General features: G+C 36.0%; 20 protein-coding genes. 17 read left to right on the top strand and 3 right to left on the bottom strand.

Features of this window, described 5'->3' with window-relative positions:
* Nucleotides 1–144 precede the first annotated feature (144 nt).
* From FLEMA_RS0110295 to FLEMA_RS0110225, 15 genes are all read left to right on the top strand, one after another.
* Complete coding sequence (locus tag FLEMA_RS0110295; protein WP_026995400.1) at nucleotides 145–1224, top strand: ligand-binding sensor domain-containing protein; 1080 nt, start codon at nucleotides 145–147, stop codon at nucleotides 1222–1224.
* 309 nt (nucleotides 1225–1533) lie between these two features.
* Nucleotides 1534–1989, top strand: a complete 456-nt coding sequence (locus FLEMA_RS0110290; protein ID WP_218918531.1) for a nuclear transport factor 2 family protein — start codon at nucleotides 1534–1536, stop codon at nucleotides 1987–1989.
* A gap of 179 nt (nucleotides 1990–2168) precedes the next feature.
* Nucleotides 2169–2867: a hypothetical protein gene (locus tag FLEMA_RS0110285; protein WP_026995398.1), complete on the top strand. Its 699-nt coding sequence runs from the start codon at nucleotides 2169–2171 to the stop codon at nucleotides 2865–2867.
* Nucleotides 2868–2869: 2 nt separating this feature from the next.
* Complete coding sequence (locus FLEMA_RS76945; protein ID WP_218918530.1) at nucleotides 2870–3025, top strand: hypothetical protein; 156 nt, start codon at nucleotides 2870–2872, stop codon at nucleotides 3023–3025.
* 26 nt (nucleotides 3026–3051) lie between these two features.
* A complete protein-coding gene (locus FLEMA_RS0110275; RefSeq protein WP_026995397.1) occupies nucleotides 3052–3747 on the top strand; it encodes a hypothetical protein in 696 nt (231 codons plus the stop codon).
* 238 nt (nucleotides 3748–3985) lie between these two features.
* Nucleotides 3986–5590 carry a serine hydrolase domain-containing protein gene (locus tag FLEMA_RS0110270; RefSeq protein WP_159102679.1) on the top strand — a complete coding sequence of 535 codons (1605 nt, stop codon included), beginning with the start codon at nucleotides 3986–3988 and terminating at the stop codon, nucleotides 5588–5590.
* Between the two features lie 150 nt (nucleotides 5591–5740).
* Nucleotides 5741–6064 (top strand): hypothetical protein, encoded by a 324-nt coding sequence (locus FLEMA_RS0110265; protein ID WP_026995395.1) that lies wholly within the window; start codon nucleotides 5741–5743, stop codon nucleotides 6062–6064.
* A 186-nt stretch (nucleotides 6065–6250) separates the two neighbouring features.
* A complete protein-coding gene (locus FLEMA_RS0110260) occupies nucleotides 6251–6967 on the top strand; it encodes a phytanoyl-CoA dioxygenase family protein (protein ID WP_026995394.1) in 717 nt (238 codons plus the stop codon).
* Between the two features lie 229 nt (nucleotides 6968–7196).
* The gene (locus FLEMA_RS76940; RefSeq protein ID WP_159102678.1) at nucleotides 7197–7367 is read left to right on the top strand and encodes a hypothetical protein; all 171 of its coding nucleotides are present in this window, start codon (nucleotides 7197–7199) and stop codon (nucleotides 7365–7367) included.
* A gap of 287 nt (nucleotides 7368–7654) precedes the next feature.
* Nucleotides 7655–8776: a DUF4932 domain-containing protein gene (locus tag FLEMA_RS76090; RefSeq protein WP_026995393.1), complete on the top strand. Its 1122-nt coding sequence runs from the start codon at nucleotides 7655–7657 to the stop codon at nucleotides 8774–8776.
* A gap of 230 nt (nucleotides 8777–9006) precedes the next feature.
* Nucleotides 9007–9372: a VOC family protein gene (locus FLEMA_RS0110245; RefSeq protein ID WP_026995392.1), complete on the top strand. Its 366-nt coding sequence runs from the start codon at nucleotides 9007–9009 to the stop codon at nucleotides 9370–9372.
* Nucleotides 9373–9626: 254 nt separating this feature from the next.
* Nucleotides 9627–10226: a DNA alkylation repair protein gene (locus FLEMA_RS0110240; RefSeq protein WP_026995391.1), complete on the top strand. Its 600-nt coding sequence runs from the start codon at nucleotides 9627–9629 to the stop codon at nucleotides 10224–10226.
* 181 nt (nucleotides 10227–10407) lie between these two features.
* Complete coding sequence (locus FLEMA_RS0110235) at nucleotides 10408–10848, top strand: VOC family protein (RefSeq protein WP_026995390.1); 441 nt, start codon at nucleotides 10408–10410, stop codon at nucleotides 10846–10848.
* 624 nt (nucleotides 10849–11472) lie between these two features.
* The gene (locus FLEMA_RS0110230; RefSeq protein ID WP_026995389.1) at nucleotides 11473–12468 is read left to right on the top strand and encodes an SDR family NAD(P)-dependent oxidoreductase; all 996 of its coding nucleotides are present in this window, start codon (nucleotides 11473–11475) and stop codon (nucleotides 12466–12468) included.
* 19 nt (nucleotides 12469–12487) lie between these two features.
* The gene (locus FLEMA_RS0110225) at nucleotides 12488–13216 is read left to right on the top strand and encodes an SDR family NAD(P)-dependent oxidoreductase (RefSeq protein ID WP_026995388.1); all 729 of its coding nucleotides are present in this window, start codon (nucleotides 12488–12490) and stop codon (nucleotides 13214–13216) included.
* Between the two features lie 162 nt (nucleotides 13217–13378).
* Here the strand turns inward: FLEMA_RS0110225 and FLEMA_RS0110220 are convergent, their stop codons facing one another.
* Together FLEMA_RS0110220 and surE are read right to left on the bottom strand one after the other, a co-directional pair.
* Nucleotides 13379–14932, bottom strand: coding sequence for a GH3 family acyl-acid amido synthetase (locus FLEMA_RS0110220; RefSeq protein WP_026995387.1), 1554 nt, complete (start codon nucleotides 14930–14932; stop codon nucleotides 13379–13381).
* Between the two features lie 98 nt (nucleotides 14933–15030).
* Entirely contained in the window at nucleotides 15031–15801 is a 771-nt protein-coding gene (gene surE / locus FLEMA_RS0110215) for a 5'/3'-nucleotidase SurE (protein WP_026995386.1), read from the bottom strand.
* Nucleotides 15802–15991: 190 nt separating this feature from the next.
* On the opposite strand from surE, the gene FLEMA_RS0110210 reads away from it, so the two are divergent.
* On the top strand, nucleotides 15992–16564 hold the full coding sequence (locus tag FLEMA_RS0110210) for a 1-acyl-sn-glycerol-3-phosphate acyltransferase (protein WP_026995385.1): 573 nt from the start codon (nucleotides 15992–15994) through the stop codon (nucleotides 16562–16564).
* A complete protein-coding gene (locus tag FLEMA_RS0110205) occupies nucleotides 16557–17051 on the top strand; it encodes a GNAT family N-acetyltransferase (RefSeq protein ID WP_081681417.1) in 495 nt (164 codons plus the stop codon). Before FLEMA_RS0110210 ends, FLEMA_RS0110205 begins: the two co-directional genes overlap by 8 nt.
* Nucleotides 17052–17096: 45 nt before the next feature.
* On the opposite strand, the gene trhO is transcribed toward FLEMA_RS0110205, so the two are convergent.
* Nucleotides 17097–18086 carry an oxygen-dependent tRNA uridine(34) hydroxylase TrhO gene (gene trhO / locus FLEMA_RS68150; RefSeq protein WP_044174584.1) on the bottom strand — a complete coding sequence of 330 codons (990 nt, stop codon included), beginning with the start codon at nucleotides 18084–18086 and terminating at the stop codon, nucleotides 17097–17099.
* Nucleotides 18087–18135: the final 49 nt, after the last annotated feature.

Raw genomic sequence — 18135 nt, 5'->3', positions numbered from 1 at the left:
GAAGTGCAAAATTAGGGCGGCAGTTTTTCAATTGAAATTTAGTAATATCGGCTTTTGTGCTTCGATTTCCCGCCCGAACGCAAAGCCCCGCAACGTTGTGCGTCATGCTAAGAGAGACCTCACCAACTGTAAAAGACTTTAATTATGACATTGAACAAAATATTACTTTTTAGTTTTTTGACAATTCTTACCTCTTGCAACAGACAAGAAAAAGCAAACACAGGTAAAGAACCAAATACTTCCAAATCAAGTCCCAAAGTGATAAGAAACTTTAAGGCAATAGGTTTGGCTCCTGATTTTGACACTACCCTGGTCAGCCAATTTATCAGAAGTATTTTTCAGGATTCGAAAGGGAATTTATGGTTTGGTACCTTAGGCGAAGGCGTAGTGAGGTATGATGTAAAAACGTTGACCTACTTTTCCAATCCTGATGGTTTTAATAACAACACTGTCTATGCTATTAATGAAGATAAAAATGGTAATCTTTGGTTTGGGACTGATCAGGGCGTTTATAGATATGATGGAAAAACATTTAGGAATTATAATCAAAAAGATGGACTGAAGCATATTGATATAAGTCGAAAAGGCATCCTTGTTGACAAATCTGGTACTATTTGGGTAGGTACACATGGTGGCGTTTACCGATATGACCCGTCTGCTGATAGCAAAGGCGGTCAAAGTTTTTCATTATTTCAACAACTTCCTCCTATCAATATTGCTGGCATCATGGAAGACAAAAGTGGCAACATTTGGTTTGCTTCCTCTAACAAAGGTGCTTTTCGCTATGATGGCAAAACAGTTATCAATATTGCAGAAAAGGAAGAATTAAGTGAAAACTATGCAGGGGGTATAGCACAAGATAACGCTGGCAATATGTGGTTTACTATGAAAAACGGTATTTGCAAATATGATGGTAAAACTTTAACAGAATACACAGCCAAAGACGGCTTAGGTGGAACTGAATTTTGGGGCATAATTATCGAAAAGTCGGGTATAATTTGGGTTACAGCCAAAGGCAGTACCACAAGATTTGACCCTTCAATTCCCTTACCAAATCCAAATGCGTTTACAGTGTTTACATCTGCAGACGGTTTTACTTGTTGCGTTCAAAGTATGTTTCGAGATATATCGGGAAGAATGTGGTGGGGTACTGGGCAAGGACTCTATCGATTTGATGGAAAACGTTTTTATCAAGTAAAACAAAATGGACCTTGGTCAGATTAGCAAAAATAGACGACACAAGTGATTTGAAAGAAAGTATACTAAAAAGCACGAACGCACAACATTGGGTTTGCTGCTATGCTGGCAGACGAATAAATCCTCATCTTTTTGTTCGCTATCAGCAGCGGTTTCGGCAGACGTAATTCTATTGAGCTTTTGTCTTAACTTCATCATCAGTAATTTAATTGGGCTTCAGTTCCGGGCTGGACGTTAGAAAGCCAGCACAGCAGCAAGCCCTGCTCGTTGGCGGTCATTGTAAAACGAGTAATAACGAATATTGAGAAGGAAAATTTGAATCTAATAATTATAAGCATGATGAATATAAAACTTCCCTTATTGGGACTCGTATTATTTCTGACAGGCAACACTGTTTTTGGGCAAACTAAGCAAGACAGCTTACAAATAAGACAGGCAGCCCTCGATTATATTGAATCACAACACAAACCAAACCCTTTACAAATGGAACGTGCCTTGCACCCAAGAATGGTAAAGAGAACATTTTGGAAAGACAAGGCAACAGGCAAAGATTATGTTCGTGAGACAACTACTGAATCTATGATTTTGCTTGCTGAAAGCTATAATAAGAACGGTGATAAGTTTCCTTCATCGCCTAAGAAAGAAGTAATATTACTTGACGTTTCGGAGCGAACAGCTTCTGTGAAATTAGTTGCTGACGAATGGATTGACTATATGCACATTGTAAAACTAAATGGAAATTGGAAAATTGTCAATGTACTTTGGCAGTTTAATGACACCAAGCAACATTAAAGAACCTAAAAACAAACAACAACGAACCGCCAACAAGGGTTTTGCGTCAGGCGGGCTGAAGTACAAAACTCAACGGAAGTTTTTCAATTAAACTTTAGTAATAATATCAACTTTTGTACTAAAAATCCGCCACATCGCCAAGCCTAGTTCGTTATGGGCAAGGCTAAAAGACAGACAAAGTGAAAGCAAAAGTATTCTCACATAGACAACTAATCGGAACAACTGAATTACAAGTTGGTGACGAAAGTATGGGCGGAATTTATGGAAACTTTGTTCCAACAGAATACTATTTTGACAAAGTACAAAAATCGGTTTGGGAGTTTTGGCAGACAAACAAGCCCGACTATAAGAAATGGTATTCTTTGCGACTAAATGTGCAATTAGAAAATGGACTTTTTTTATTTCCACAAGGAGGATACACAATTGACGACATTAAAGAACTACCAAACGAACCTAAACGTATTGACATAGTTGGAGTGAACAGTAAAATTCTTCAAGACTTTTTACAAACAAACCCTCCAAGACCTTTTGTTGAAGAACCTTGGAACGAATTACAAATCGAACAGAAATTTGCTTTTGAAGACGAGCTAACAAAGGAATTAGGTATTAATGAGAAATCTTTCTTTGACATTCTCAGTAAACCACAGAAACACATTCTGTTTGACAGTGAATTTTCTGCATTTTGCCACGACCAAAGAAATGACGATGTACTATTTGAAGTGAAGAAACAAGGATTAGATAAACAGTTTGCTTTGGTTCATTTAACTTGGACAAGCAAAAAAGAGAAAGAAGGTTATCCTAACACGACTTTTTATTCAGACTTTGACGATTTTAAATATTCAAAAATGTATGCCGATAAAGCTGAATGGGAAGACTAAAAATGATGACTGAAACAAGAAGCCCAGCCCATAACATCGGTTTGGCAATATGGCGGCTGAAGTGCTTATTTGAAACATTTGTGCAAGGTTCAAAAGCAGTAATTCTATTGAGCTTTTGTGCTAAAAATCCGCCACATCGCCAAGCCGAAAACCGTTAGTTGCAAGCTTAACAGACAATTACGACATGATAGTACAACATCAAGCATTAGCATTAGATTGGTTGACAGCAAACGATTTGAATAATCCAACCTCCTTAGTTTTGGGTTCGTTCAATCCTTTTAATCCTAACGGACAAGCAGGATTGGACTATTATTATGGTCGGACTACCAATCAATTTTGGAAATCAATTGCACGAATCATTGGACAACCAGAGCTTTACTTCTTCAACCAACAACATGGGTTGAATCGAAAAATTGAAGTAATGACAGCAAGATTCTGTTGCCTAGACGTAATTGACAGTATTGATTTTGAATGTTACAACGAAGAAATACTTACGGACTATCTCAATAGAAAAATATTTGGGGAATTTGCTGACCAGACCATTTGGACAACTTCGACAAACAGGTCAGGCGAAACTATTAATCTAAAAAGAAGTTACAACAACTCAATTCTTGAATTGCTAAGAGAATCCCAATCGATAAGAAAAGTAATTCATACAATGGGTTCACGAATTGAAAGTTTTAATAACATTAAACCCGTTGAATTAAATGGAGACCCAATCGGTTTCAAACAGTATGTTCGTGAAATAATTTCAATATGTGAAGAACGTGGAATTGAATTTAGCTTCTATTCTCTAAGTCCTAGTCAATATGCTGTTAATACTGGGGCGACACAGATAGCAGACTTGGACAATTGGTTACGGAACAATTTAAATTTATAGTAAATGAACCTGCCCACAACATTCCATTTGTTAAAGTACAGCAGACGGAACTCGGCTGTATGGCTATTTAATAATTTAGCAGTTGTGCAGTTTTTGGGCGGACAAGCCCTGAATTCCGTGCCTTCATAAATGCTTTTACGTTGTGTGCAATTCTAACAAAAACAGAGCTTAACATTTTGACAAATTTAAAATGAGACTAACTTACCTTCTTACATATGTTACACTACTTTTTTCAAACTTGTGTTTTGGACAAGTCAAAAACATTGTAGAACCTGAACTGATAAAGACAGAATTGCATCAATCTAACATTGGTAAAATCTTTTTTACAGAGCAACGCCTTTCATACGAAAGTATTAATGAGGGAAGTTTTTTAAAAACTTATAAACTAACAAATAAAAGCAATCTATTCTTTGTTGCCTATTTCAACAATTCGCTAACCAACTACAAACACCAAATATTACCTGAGTATTCAGGCGACACACTTTTTAAAATCGGTAATTATCAATTTTCTATATACATTGATAGCAAGTTAACTTATCAGAGTAATCTTCTTCCTGGTGCTCCACAATCAAAGAATCAAGACAAAGACACCTATTTAAATCGTCCATTTATTGATAATATCAACGGTCAAGGAACTTGGAGCGAATCTTTTTGGAATAGATTTATGCGTAATGGAGGCGACAAAACCCTCACAGATGGAAATCATTTATTAAAAATGGAGATTCGCCCGTATGTACAAACAGACACTATTATAACAGGAAATATTATTGCATCAGGAGAATTAATACTTGATGTACTCAGAAAACCGAAAATTAATATTAGAAAAATTAAATTAAACCAGTTAACTCCTTACAATGGATTAGAAATTTCAAATTCATCATTCGACAAGAAGAAAATTAAATATTTGAAAGGAGCAATAGACGAAGGAGTTTTCAAAAAAATTAATAGCATTGTTGTTATAAAGAATGGTAACCTTCTGATTGAAGAGTACTTTAATGGCGAAAATAGATATTCGCTTCACGACCCACGTTCGGTAGGGAAATCCTTTGCTTCTACGATGACAGGAATTGCAATTAACGAAGGGTTTATCAAAAGTGATTCCCAAACCATTAGTGGTTTCTATCAGCTTACTCAATTTCAAAATTTTACTCAATCCAAAGGAAATGCGACTATCAAAGATTTATTAACTATGAGTTCGGGCTTTGACGGCAACGATGAAGTTGATAATTCGGTTGGTAACGAAGAAAATATGTATACGACAGAGGATTGGGTGAAATTTACGCTGGATTTACCCTATCAAGACAGTCTCAAAGAAAAATGGCATTATTTTACAGCAGGGGTAGTTTTATTAGGCGACATTTTAAACAAAACTGTTCCAAAAGGCTTAGAAAAATATGCTGACGAAAAATTGTTTAAGCCATTGGGGATTTCAAACTACAAATGGCAATACACTCCACAAAACGTTCCCAATACGGCAGGTGGCATTCAAATGAATGCCCTTGACTTTGCAAAATATGGGCAACTTTATAAAAATGGTGGAATTTGGAATAGCCAACAAATTCTAAGTAAAACTTGGGTCGAGCAATCCTTAAATAAGCAAAAACAGATACTAGGCAGAGATAATGAGTATTATGGTTATTTATTTTGGAATAAGACTTTTAAGGCCAATGATAAAGATTACGAAGCTTATTATTGTGCAGGTAACGGTGGGAACTACATTTTGATTTTCAAAAATGAGCCATTAGTTATTGTAATTACAGCAAGTGCATACGGACAATATTATGCACATTCACAGGTTACAGAAATGCTATCAAAATATATTTTACCAGCCGTGACAAAATAAAAAGAACTGCACACAACATCGGTTTTGTGTAAGTGGGACTGATGGAAGTAACTGAGCAGTAGTAATTCTATTAACCTTTTGTACTAAATTTGAGCTTACGGAATTCTAATTCCCTACCTGCACAAAGACCTATTCGTTAGGCATCATTACATGGAGACAGAACTAAAGAAAATATTAGAATCATATCCAACGACTGTTAATCATACAGATATAATTGATTTCGATAATTTTGACGAAAGACTTTCAGCAGTTGACACTTTAGTTGAAACTCCGATAGGAGTTTCAGAAGACATTATCGAATTCATTCCAGACAATGAACCGCCACTTAAAGAGGAAATATACTGTTGGATATGGGCAATTAGCCCCGATTTATCAAAAGACCAACTTAGTCTTGACATCAACGCAGATTTTCGAATTCTTTTGAAATCCTATATTCACAATGACATGGGCAAATTTGGGAATCATCTGAGTTAACGCAATGATAGAAAACTATATACAATACACGAGTTTTGCATCAGGCGAGCTGAAATGCAAAATTCAACGGTAGTTTTTCAATTAAGCTTTAGTAATAAAACCAGCTTTTGTACTTCGATTTCTGCCCCAATGCCAAGCCCTATCGTTGTGCGTCAGCTTAAACTTAAAAGACGAAACAGATAAAAAATGACAGTAACCGAAAGATATAAAATTGACCTTACAGAAAATGGTTTTACGACTGTTGACAGTATTTATTCTGATAAGGAAATAGAACAAATTTTGTTGACTGTTGACCAAGCCGACAAAGACAAAGAAACATTCAGAAAATCGGCTGACCTTTTTGCAATTAGACAGTTTCTAAAAGAAATTCCCGAGATTAAGAATTTGGTTTTTAATGAAAACCTAAAAAGCGTAGTTAGACAACTTTTTGGAGACAATTACTTCGTGGTTAAGAGCATTTATTTTGACAAACCAGCAACTTCAAATTGGTACGTTTCTTACCACCAAGATTTGACAATTTCAGTTGACAAAAAAGTAGAACTTGAAAACTTTGGACCTTGGACGACAAAGCAAAATCAATTTGCTGTTCAACCACCAATTGACATATTAGAAAATATTTATACAATTAGAATTCACCTTGACGACACAGATGAAAATAATGGTGCATTAAGAGTAATTCCAAAATCACATTCAAAGAAAATTTATCGACCTGAAACAATTGACTGGACGACAGAAACTGAAATGACTTGTAAAGTGAGTAAAGGTGGAATTATGATAATGAAACCTTTAATTTTACATAGTTCAAGCAGGACAACGAATAATAAAAAAAGACGAGTAATACACATTGAATTTTCAAATCAAGGATTACCAACAGAATTAAAATGGGCAGAACGGCTGAACTGAGACAAGAAAGCCGAACGCACAACATCGGTTTGGCAATATGACGGCTGACGGATTTCTAATGAACATTGGTACAAGGTTCAACGGCAGGAATTCTATTGAACTTTTGTGCTAAAAATCCGCCACATCGCCAAGCCGAAAACCGTCAGGCTGTGAAAAAGCTAACTCTCTGAAATCTTTGAGATATGCTAAAAAAATAGTATTTTTAAGTCTAATAAATCTTCTTCACCAGATGCCCGTAGCTTCTAAAAAAGGCCGTTTTCAATTTCACTTTTCTTCTCTCGAAGATGCTATTGCTTGCGATAATCCCGTTCGATTTCTGGATACCTTTGTTGATAAACTACAATTCCCTCCACAAACAATTAAAACAGAAGGCCGACCAGCATTTGAGTATCGGATGTAGCTGTTGCACAACTTATTTTTTCTAACAATACTCTTATAGAATATCCTTCCAAGCCTCTTTTAATCCAATTTAAAGGAGGCCTTATTGAGTTTTTATAGAAGTTATCTGGACTTATTTCTTGTATTTTCGAGTTGTGCCAATAGCATATCTGCTTGCCCAAAGCGGCAGAATATTTGTGATTCTCAAAGACTTTGTACTAAATTTGAGCGTTAGTCTTGTAAATTCCCCACTTTTATAAGATCAAAGCATTGTCTTTAATTTCAACAACTAAAAAAGTATAAATAAAAATGATAAAAAGTCTATTTTCTGTTCTGTTAATTTTATGGTCTCTTAGTTTATTGGCACAAGAAAAAGTAAATTTTAATGAAAAATTCAAAAAGGAAAATCAAGGGAAAGTAAAAATCGAAATCCACGAAACCAAGGAATTACTGCATATAATGATTGCCATTACAGAGGTTGGATTGGAAAACGACGATATGATAGAACAGTCTGGCGATTATTATAAAGATGTTATCCAAACTTTTCAGACATTTAAAAACGAGAAAATAATTGCAAAATTTGATTCTCTTATGAAGTCAAATCCACTTTACTACATTTTTCTTACAGGAAACGCATTGAGCTATAATTTTAAAGGTAAAAAATTAATAAAAGATAAAACATATCTTTTCCCAGCTCAAAATGTGTCCTCACACACCAAAATAACCATAAATCCTATTACAACATATAAAGAAGAAATTGAAAATTTTGCAGAGAAATCTGGATTTAGGAAATTCTATAAATCACATAAAGAATATTACAACAAAGTAATTTCGGATTATAATAAACTCGCAAATCTCCAAAAACAATGGGATTGGTTGGAAAAAAAGTTTAATACTCAAGTAAACAACTATACCATTATGTGTTCTCCATTAATAAACGGATTAAATTATACAACTTCCTATACCGATCAAAATTTTAAACAAATAATGATGGTATTACCGCCAGTTACAGAAAACCCCAAGCTATCTCAAATAGATAATGTTATTTTTAATACGAGAGGTATGTTCACCGAAATAGACCATAACTATGTGGGAAACCCAACAATGAAAAATAGGGAACAGATCGAATCTGTATTTAAAAATAGAGAAGAATGGGTAGATACATCAAAATATGGTACAGAATATTATCCTAATCCTGAAAGGGTGTTTGATGAGTATATGACTTATGGTGTGTTTTTAATGTACTGTAAAGATAATTTTGATAGCAATGTTACAAAAAAGGCTAGTCAGGAAATAAGAGATTTAATGACAGACAGAGGATTTATAAAAATGGAAATTTTTACAGAAAACCTCTTCAACGTTTATGACAAAAATCAAAATAAGAAAATAGATGATTGGTATCCAGAACTTATAAACAGTTTTAAAAAATAAAACCCAACGTTCATTAATTGTCTTTCCTAGCCTCGTTTAATGTCATTTAAACGAGGCTATTTTTTGATGTTGTAAAACGTATATAGGTAATTATTCAAGATAAAATAAAGAGCCTTCACAAGCTGATATATATATTTATTCTCATATATTTGAGTTATGCAATAAACTAGATACGAAGTTTCTACAGGCAATAGAATATTAATTATTTGGGATAGATAAATTGTATAAAAATGAAAATTAGACTTCAAGAGATTGAATTAGGCATAAGTGACTCAAGCAAAAGCAAGTTATTCTATAATTCTATTTTAGGTCTAGAAACTTCGGTTGACCAAGAAGGGTTAAAAGTGTTTGATTCAGGAGTTGCAGGAGTAGACTTTAATGTTTCGACACATTTACCACCTAAAATGATGGTAACAAGCTTTTTGACAGACAATTTACAAAATGTTATTGACAGACTTTCTGCCAGTGGAGTCGCCTTTTGTGGGCCTAAAAAATCACATTTGGGTATGATGACAATTGAATTTAATGACCCAGATGGCCATTTGGTTAGAGTTAATCAACCGACAGATGAAACACCCTTATGGCTAAAAGTTTAGGAAAATAATATTACTTCTGAGGCTCCCAATTGTTAATCCCGAACAGATAATGATTCGTGTTTTAGCAATTGAGGTTGTTTTAAATGTTTTTCGTAAAATAAAGCACCCACCAAAAGACAAACTATACTCAACAAGGTATTGCCAAACATGGGGCTAAAAAGCTTTGATTAGGCTTAGGGATAGGGTTCAGCGTTCTAATCTTTTGTACTAAAAAATTATATGATCAACCGAAATTTTTAGTACACGCACCAACAATGAAAAAACTAATTGACGACATCAAGAAAATTGAACATGGATTTAAGCCTATTGTTGAAGCTGGCAACAGTATGCTGGCTGATAAAACACAAAATCATTTTGACCTTGCAATAACATTTCTTTCTGACAACACTTATCAAGTCAGAATGCTGGCAACTTATCTTTTAGGTCAAATTTCAACGGATAATCCTGAAGCCCTCATACTTCTTGAAACAAAGGTTGCAGACGACAAAGATTGGCATGTACAAGAAATGTTGGCAAAAGCCTTTGACTATTATTGCAATACAATTGGCTATGAAAAGAGTTTGACCACGATTGAAAAATGGCTTGCAGACACAAATCCGAATGTAAAAAGAGCCGTTATTGAAGGTCTTCGTATTTGGACAAGCCGACCTTATTTTAAAGAAAATCCAACAACCGCAATACAACTTATTAGCAACCATAAATCAGACAACAGTGAATACTTACGAAAATCAGTTGGTAACGCACTTCGTGACATCGGCAAAAAACATACCGATAAGGTGCTTGACGAAATCTCAACTTGGGACTTGACCAACAAAAAGACAGTATTTACCTATAAACTAGCAAAAGGAAAATAAACATACCTGCCATTCACAAGGGTTTGGATCGAGCCGACGACACGGCTGAATGAACCAATAGCATAGTTTTGTACTAAAATGTGCCACATTGTTGAGCTGTGAATTGTTAGGTGTCGTTGTAATACGACATCCTTTTTAGGATATTAGTAAAGAACTATAAACAACCCCAAAAATATACACTATGGCACTTATCAATCCTCACATCAACTTCAACGGAAATGCCGAAGAAGCATTCAATTTTTACAAATCAGTATTTGGCGGAGATTTCGCAAAGGTTATTCGTTTCAAAGACCTTGCTAGTCCTGAATTTCCAGTGTCAGAAAAAGAAGCAAATAACATTATGCATATTGCTTTGCCTATTGGCAAAAGTAATGTATTGATGGGCAATGATGTTCCAGAAATTTTGGGAAAAACAAACGAGAATGAGAACAGAAGTAAAATTGCAATAAGTGCAGAAAGCAAAGAAGAAGCCGATAAACTATTCAATGGGCTTTCTGCTGGTGGACAAATTGAAATGCCAATTGCTGACAGCCCTTGGGGTTCTTATTTTGGTATGTTTAGAGATAAGTATGGTATTGAATGGATGGTAGATTTTGACCCAAACTATAAAGGGCAAGTATAACTGAACAAAAACAATGAACCCTTTCCATAGCTCTACTTAATAAACTAAAACTGATACAAATTGACACCAGAAAGGATGACAGCTGTGAGGAGGTAACAGTGAGAGTTTTTACTGAGCCAAACACTTTGAGAAACATAAGGCTGTAGCTCCGATGTGAAGGCATGGTGGAAAGATAACGCTACAATTGTGATTGAAACGAAAAAGAACACGAGGCAAATATCCAACACAAACAAGTACAGAATTTCGACGATGTTATTGCTAATGAATAAATTGAAAATTGACAACTGGATATTATAATTTATACTAGCACTAGCTATATTGATACATTACAAAAATCGTTGTGGCTAGTATATAGTGAACAAAAACATTAACCTATCCCTTGTTTAACTCACGCTAAATGAGGGATGGGTGTCAGAATGGTGTATAGATTAAATATGTCATAGGCATTTATATGATAAAAACATCAATCAAGTTATCTGGTTTGACAAATTGGTATAACAAGCTTATCTGAACACATCAAAAATACAGAACGTTTAAACAAAGTGTATTCGGACGTTTAAACAAAGTCGCCCCCAAATTTCTGCTCTAAATTTGTTCCATCAAAAACATATAAAATTTAAAAAAATGGAACAAAGTAATTATCAAGGAGCATTACAAAAACTAACAGGTTCTGGCTTCAACGCAACATCCACAACAAGTGATGTCATTAAAGGAATAGACCTTACAGGAAAAATTGCTGTCGTAACAGGTGGCAATACAGGCATTGGTTTGGAAACTACCAAAACGCTTGCAGCAGCAGGTGCAACTGTAATTGTGCCAGCAAGGGATACCGAAAAAGCAAAAAGAAATTTAACAGGTATAGCCAATGTAGAATTAGAAGCAATGGATTTGATGAGCCCAGAGTCTATAGATGCCTTTGCTGAAAAGTTTTTGGCTTCAGGTCGACCACTTCATTTGCTTATCAACAATGCAGGTATCATGTGGGTACCGTTGCGTAAGGATAGCCGAGGTATTGAATCACAGTTAGCGACTAATTATTTAGCACAGTTTCAATTGACAGCCCGCCTTTGGCCTGCCCTCCAAAAAGCCAATGGTGCACGAGTAATTAATGTATCGTCGCAGGGGCATCAATTTGCACCTTTCAATTTTGACGACCCCAATTTTCTTCATAGAGAATATGAAACACTACAAGCGTACGGGCAATCCAAAACGGCCAGTAATTTGTTTGCTCTTGAGCTCGACCATCGTGCAAAAGCATTTAATGTAAGGGCTTATTCGTTGCACCCAGGTTCTATTGCTGGAACCGAACTAGGCCGAGACGCTTCATTGGAATTATTTCAGAAAATGGGATTTTGTGATGCTGAAGGTAATTTATTGCCCGAAGTAGCCGCCTCATTAAAAACAATCCCACAAGGTGCAGCCACAAGCGTTTGGTGTGCCACCAGTCCTTTGCTGAATACTATTGGAGGTGTGTATTGTGAAGATGTAGATGTGGCTGAATTGGCCCCTGATTCTGCAGTGTCAAATGGCGTAAAACATTACTCATTGGATAAAGACAATGCCAAACGCTTATGGACATTGAGCGAGGAAATGACAGGTATAACATTCAATATCTTCTAGATACTATAAAAACACTGAAATGAAAAATCTAAAAGATAAAGTGGCCGTTATTACGGGTGGCAACAGTGGTATAGGTTATGCCACAGCAAAAGTACTTAGTGAAAACAATGCAAGAGTTATTATTACAGGCAGAAGAAAAGAAGCTGTAGAGAAGGCCGCATCAGAACTAAACGTAAGTAGTTTGTTGGCCGACCAATCCCAATTATCCGACATCGAAAGGTTGGTATTGGAAGTAAAAAACCAATATGGTAAAGTAGATATTCTGCTTATTAATGCAGGAGTTACCAAGTTTGCACTTATAGCATTAACAACAGAAAGTGTATTTGACGAAATCATGAATGTGAATTTTAGAGGGGCTTATTTTACGCTAAGTAAATTTATTCCCATTCTGAATGAGAACGCATCAGTTGTTTTTTTATCGTCAACATCTGCTACTATTTCGCCACAAGGTGCATCTGTATATGCAGCTAGTAAGGCTGCCATTAATGCCGTGGTGAAAATTGCAGCACTCGAATTGGCTCCTCGTAGTATTCGTGTGAATGCTGTTAGCCCTGGCCCTATTGCCACAGAGATTATGAATAAAATTGGGCTAGATAATACCCTTGAAAAACAACTTATGGATGGTATTCCGTTGTCAAGATTGGGCAAACCAGACGAAGTAGCAGACTTGATAACTTATTTGTCAAGCGATAGTGCTTCATTTATTACAGGTTCAAATTTTCTTATTGATGGTGGGCAGTCAGTATAACATGAGGCTTCTATCAGCTGTGAATATCTATTATGGCAGATCCTAAATATATGGTGTTTTATGAATTATCTAGCGAATTTATTCGCTAGATGATTCATAACTGCTAGAGAAAGCTAAGCTTCACATATCATAAATTAGCTTTTAAGCATATTTTTTACTTCTTTAATAAGCTTTTCTTTTTGCCAAAAAACTTTCCCATTCTGTAATTTGGTCTTGTTTTTTTAGTACTCTAGGGAATTTATGTTGTCCACCTGTTTTGCCTTTGGCTTCCATAAAATCATAAAATGTACTTGCTGGAAAAACATTGACAGCCATTTCTTTTAAGGCGTGTTTTCTTTCGACAGGGTAATCGTCGTTGATTTCAGATAGTGTTTGGTCAATAAATAGTGTCAATGCCTGAGCATCAACAGTATCGTCTGTACCAACGTACCAGTGGTGAGCAAAAGTATTGGCTACTTTTTTGCCGACAACAGTAAATTCTCGAATATCAATACCAAAATGTTTAGAAGCCAATTCTATAGCTTTGTTCATATTGTCGACAGAAAGGTGTTCGCCACACAAACTCAAGAAATGCTTTGTACGACCAGTGATGATGATTTCGGCATTTTTCTTGTTGGTAAATTTGATAGTATCGCCAATCAAATAACGCCACGCTCCTGAAACTGTCGAAATCAGTAGGGCATATTCTTTGCCTTCCTCTACCTCATCAATCATCAAAGTTTCGGGTTTATTAGCCATCACACCGTCGGCATCAAAGTTGTCGTCGTTGAAAGGCACAAATTCAAAGAATATACCATTATTGAGTACCAAACGCATATCGCTGTCGGGGTGTGTCTGATAAGCAAGAAAACCCTCCGATGCTAAATAAGTTTCGATATAGGTAATCGGACGACCGAGCAGTTTTTCAAAACCTTGTTTGTAGGGCTCGAAACTAACCCCTCCGTGACAAAATATTTCGAGGTTTGGCCATACTTCATGGATATTTTTTACACCATATTCCTTGATAATTTTTTCCATCAAAACCTGAATCCATGCAGGTACACCTACAATAAAACCAATGTCCCAATCTTTGGCCTTTTGGGTAATTTTATCGAGTTTTTCGCTCCAGTCACGTGTTTCAGCAATTTTTTTGCCAGGTTTATAGAATCGCTCAAACCAAAAAGGGATTTTTCCTGCTGTAATGCCGCTCAAATCGCCTTCAAAATAACTGCCCATATCTTGGAGTTTGGTACTACCACCTAGCATCAAATATCCTTTTTCGTATAATTGAGCAGGTAAGTTTTTGTAGGCACTCAGCGACAAAATCTGACGAATAGAGGTTCTGTGAATCGCCTTTACCATGTCTTTAGTAACAGGAATATGCTTGGAGGCTGCCTCTGATGTGCCTGAGCTGAGGGCAAAGTATTTCACTTTTCCTGGCCAAGAAACATTTTTTTCGCCAGCATGCGTTTTGTGCCACCATTCATGATACATTTTGTTGTAATCATAAACAGGCACATTGTTTTTGTATTTGGTATAAAATTCTTTGTCTTTTGAAAACAACGCCGAATTCATTATTTCCTCAAAGTGATATTTTTCACCAAATTGTGTGAAACGGGCTTTATTGAGTAACTTAATCAGGGTCTTTTTTTGTAATTTAGCTAAATTATTTTTGGGCCTTTGGATAACAGCCGTTAATCCAATACCTCTTTTCAAAAGACTTCCAACTATGGTCATAATATTATTAAAATTAATTTGAAAAATAAAGGGGGGAAGTATACCCTACAGCTTATTGAATATGGCTGGTTGGTATTTTCAATCAGTACTCAGAATTACTAAACCAACACTTCTTTGAGTATTTCAATGGCTTTATAATCGGTTAAGTCAAATTTGACTGGTACAACTGCCACATAGTTTTCTTTGAGGGCATCTTCGTCGGTATTGCCTCCGTTATCCTCATTTTGTAAGAATCCGTCCATCCAATAGTAAGAACGGCCATAAGGGTCTTTTCTTTCTTCAAAAGTTTCACGGAAAAGGGCATCGGTTTGGCGGCATACTTTAATTCCTTTCAGGGGTTCTTCCGATTTGGCAGGGAAGTTTACGTTGAGGGCAACACCATGAGGCAACCCATTGGCCAAAATAGCGGAGGCAATTTTGGTAATAAATTCGGTAGTATGTGAAAAATCGGCATCGCGGCCAAAATCACAAAGCGAAAAACCAATGGCTGGGATACTCTCAATGGCTGCTTCAATAGCAGCCGACATCGTTCCGCTATAAATAACAGCAATTGATGAATTAGAGCCGTGATTGATACCACTTACAACAAGGTCTATTTTACGACCTTTACAAACAAAATGTTTGCCAAATTTTACACAGTCGGCTGGTGTGCCACTGCATTTGTAGGCTTTTACATTAGGCACAAAATCAGGTACTTCTTGTACCCTAAGTGGTCGGTCGAGTGTAATAGCGTGTCCCATTCCCGATTGGTGTGTGTCAGGGGCTACCACTACCACTTCGCCAAGTTGGGTCATTATTTCTGTTAATATTTTGATACCTTTTGATTCGATCGAATCATCATTTGAAATCAGTATTAAGGGTTTTTGCATGTTGATGCGTGTTTTATACAGATTTTATTTCTTGTGAAAAGAGTCTATTTAATTGAGTTATCAAGTAAAATAAATTAGGAAGTATTATCTTTTTTGATAAAAACTAAACTCAAAAATTGCTTACATTTGAATCGGAGTTCAAAGATAATAGGCTTTGAAGGATAAGTATATTTTTCAACAGAATAAAAAAATGCTAAAAATTATAGGGAAGGTTATTTTGACACTTTTTGGCTGGAAAATAGTCGATAAAACCCCATTGGGCGTTAATCAGTACAAAAAAGCAGTAATGATTGCTGCCCCACATACGTCAAACTGGGATTATCTGTTTGCGATGGCCACCCTCAAGGCTGTAGGTAGTAAGATAAACTACCTAGCCAAGGATTCTTTATTTAAGTTTCCGTTAGGTATCATTATTAAGGGGCTAGGAGGTATACCAGTAAACAGAAGCCAAAAAAATAATTTGGTACAACTGATGGTCGACAATATCAAAAATGCCGACGAAATTCATCTGCTTGTTCCTGCCGAAGGGACACGCTCGTATACAAAAGAATGGAAGTCAGGATTTTATCATATTGCAGTAGGGGCTGGAGTACCTATTATTTTAGGTTTTTTGGATTTTGGTAAAAAAGAAGCTGGATTCCTAGATGTATTTTATCCGACGGGTAATTACGAAGAAGATTTAGTGAAAATTCAAAAACAATATTTGTCTATTACTCCCAAACACCCCGCTTACTTTTCGTTGAAAGATGCAAAATTTGACTAAAATAAAACAAGCTACGATTGCCGATATTCCTACGATTCAGGCTATTGCAGAACAAACTTGGCGACCAACCTACGGCGAAATTCTGACAGAAGAACAAACGCTTTTTATGCTCGATATGATGTATTCAACTGCATCATTGACCAAACAATTTGAAACCAATAGCTTTATTCTTATTGGTGACGATACCCAATGGCTTGGGTATGCGGGTTTTGAACCTAAAAACGGGCAAGTTATGAAACTACACAAAATTTACTTGTTGCCCCAAACCCAAGGTAAAGGTTTGGGTAAAGCTTTGATAGAGGAAGTTGTGAAAATAACCCAGGAAAAAGGCTTGTCTATTATAGAATTAAACGTAAACCGCAATAATAAAGCCATAGGATTTTATCAGAAAAATGGATTTCAGATTGTCGATGAAGTTGATATTAATATTGGTAATGGCTATTGGATGAACGATTTTGTAATGCACAAGGTAATAGAACAAGCATAATAAAAAACTCCGTAAGGATTTTAACCCTTACGGAGTGCAATATTATTATACTTCTAAACGAAAGTTACTATAGTCTACTTCTGTTTTTTGGCGACTCTTAAAGCCAAACTCTGGCGTATAATTATCGGATTGTTTGCTATAATACCCATCGGGGTTGTATGGTCGCTTGCGTGGGTGACTTTTACATTCTTCCGAACAAGCTCCTTCCATCTTTACTAAGCAATCGGCACAAATAGGTACGTGTTCATTGCAAGTAGGGTTGGCACAGTTTACCATCTTGTCGCAGTCGGTGTCACAGATATAACACTTTGAAATAACCTTAGGATTTATTTGGTTGACTTCGGTAGTAACACGGTTGTCAAATACATAGCATTTTCCTTCAAAATCTTCTCCACCTTCTTCCAAGCCGTATTTGATTATACCACCGTGAAGTTGATACACATTTTCAAAACCACGTTCTAGTAAATAAGCCGAAGCCTTTTCACATTTGATACCACCAGTACAATAAGTAATAATTTTTTTGTCTTTCAAATGTTCTATTTCCTGCACATGCTCTGGCAGCTCACGAAGCGTTTCCATATCGAAAGTAATAGCTCCTTTAAATTTGCCCACAGCGTGTTCATAATTAGAACGCATATCTACCAACACCACATCGGGGTCATTTTTGAGCATTTCTTTAAAAGCTGCTGGTTCAAGGTGTTTGCCCGTTTTGACACGTGGATTTACAGGTAAATCTGAATTTACAATTTCTTCTTTTACCCTTACATGAAGTTTGGCAAAAGCATGTTTTTCATGAGCCTCTACTTTAAAGTCAAAATTGCTTCCTACAAAAATAGGGTCATTTTCAAGCCATTGCATATAGCGTTCACAGTCTTCGGCAAGCCCCGAAACTGTACCGTTTAGCCCTTCAGGGGCAACAATAATGCGGCCTAATAAATTGTTTTCGAGACAGTACAAATGGTGTATTTCTCGATACGCCTCTGGGTTTGGAATGGGCGTATAGTTGTAATATAAAAGTACTCTGTATGGCTTCATCTTCAACATGAGTTACAGATTAATGATTGATTAAATTTTGGCAAAGATA

The sequence above is a fragment of the Flectobacillus major DSM 103 genome (assembly GCF_000427405.1).
GTDB classification, from domain to species: Bacteria; Bacteroidota; Bacteroidia; order Cytophagales; family Spirosomataceae; genus Flectobacillus; species Flectobacillus major.
Note: the sequence above shows the minus strand (reverse complement) of the source record. Positions and strands in the feature narration are given on the sequence as shown.

Bases quoted from the DNA above. Each gene is read 5' to 3' on its own strand.
- FLEMA_RS0110235 (WP_026995390.1), top strand. From the start codon at position 10,408: ATGGCACTTATCAATCCTCACATCAACTTCAACGGAAATGCCGAAGAA.
- FLEMA_RS76945 (WP_218918530.1), top strand. From the start codon at position 2,870: ATGATGACTGAAACAAGAAGCCCAGCCCATAACATCGGTTTGGCAATA.
- FLEMA_RS0110240 (WP_026995391.1), top strand. From the start codon at position 9,627: ATGAAAAAACTAATTGACGACATCAAGAAAATTGAACATGGATTTAAG.
- FLEMA_RS76940 (WP_159102678.1), top strand. From the start codon at position 7,197: ATGCCCGTAGCTTCTAAAAAAGGCCGTTTTCAATTTCACTTTTCTTCT.
- FLEMA_RS0110290 (WP_218918531.1), top strand. From the start codon at position 1,534: ATGATGAATATAAAACTTCCCTTATTGGGACTCGTATTATTTCTGACA.
- FLEMA_RS0110220 (WP_026995387.1), bottom strand. From the start codon at position 14,932: ATGACCATAGTTGGAAGTCTTTTGAAAAGAGGTATTGGATTAACGGCT.
- trhO (WP_044174584.1), bottom strand. From the start codon at position 18,086: ATGAAGCCATACAGAGTACTTTTATATTACAACTATACGCCCATTCCA.
- FLEMA_RS0110210 (WP_026995385.1), top strand. From the start codon at position 15,992: ATGCTAAAAATTATAGGGAAGGTTATTTTGACACTTTTTGGCTGGAAA.
- FLEMA_RS0110245 (WP_026995392.1), top strand. From the start codon at position 9,007: ATGAAAATTAGACTTCAAGAGATTGAATTAGGCATAAGTGACTCAAGC.
- FLEMA_RS76090 (WP_026995393.1), top strand. From the start codon at position 7,655: ATGATAAAAAGTCTATTTTCTGTTCTGTTAATTTTATGGTCTCTTAGT.
- FLEMA_RS0110265 (WP_026995395.1), top strand. From the start codon at position 5,741: ATGGAGACAGAACTAAAGAAAATATTAGAATCATATCCAACGACTGTT.
- FLEMA_RS0110260 (WP_026995394.1), top strand. From the start codon at position 6,251: ATGACAGTAACCGAAAGATATAAAATTGACCTTACAGAAAATGGTTTT.
- FLEMA_RS0110295 (WP_026995400.1), top strand. From the start codon at position 145: ATGACATTGAACAAAATATTACTTTTTAGTTTTTTGACAATTCTTACC.
- FLEMA_RS0110225 (WP_026995388.1), top strand. From the start codon at position 12,488: ATGAAAAATCTAAAAGATAAAGTGGCCGTTATTACGGGTGGCAACAGT.
- FLEMA_RS0110230 (WP_026995389.1), top strand. From the start codon at position 11,473: ATGGAACAAAGTAATTATCAAGGAGCATTACAAAAACTAACAGGTTCT.
- surE (WP_026995386.1), bottom strand. From the start codon at position 15,801: ATGCAAAAACCCTTAATACTGATTTCAAATGATGATTCGATCGAATCA.
- FLEMA_RS0110275 (WP_026995397.1), top strand. From the start codon at position 3,052: ATGATAGTACAACATCAAGCATTAGCATTAGATTGGTTGACAGCAAAC.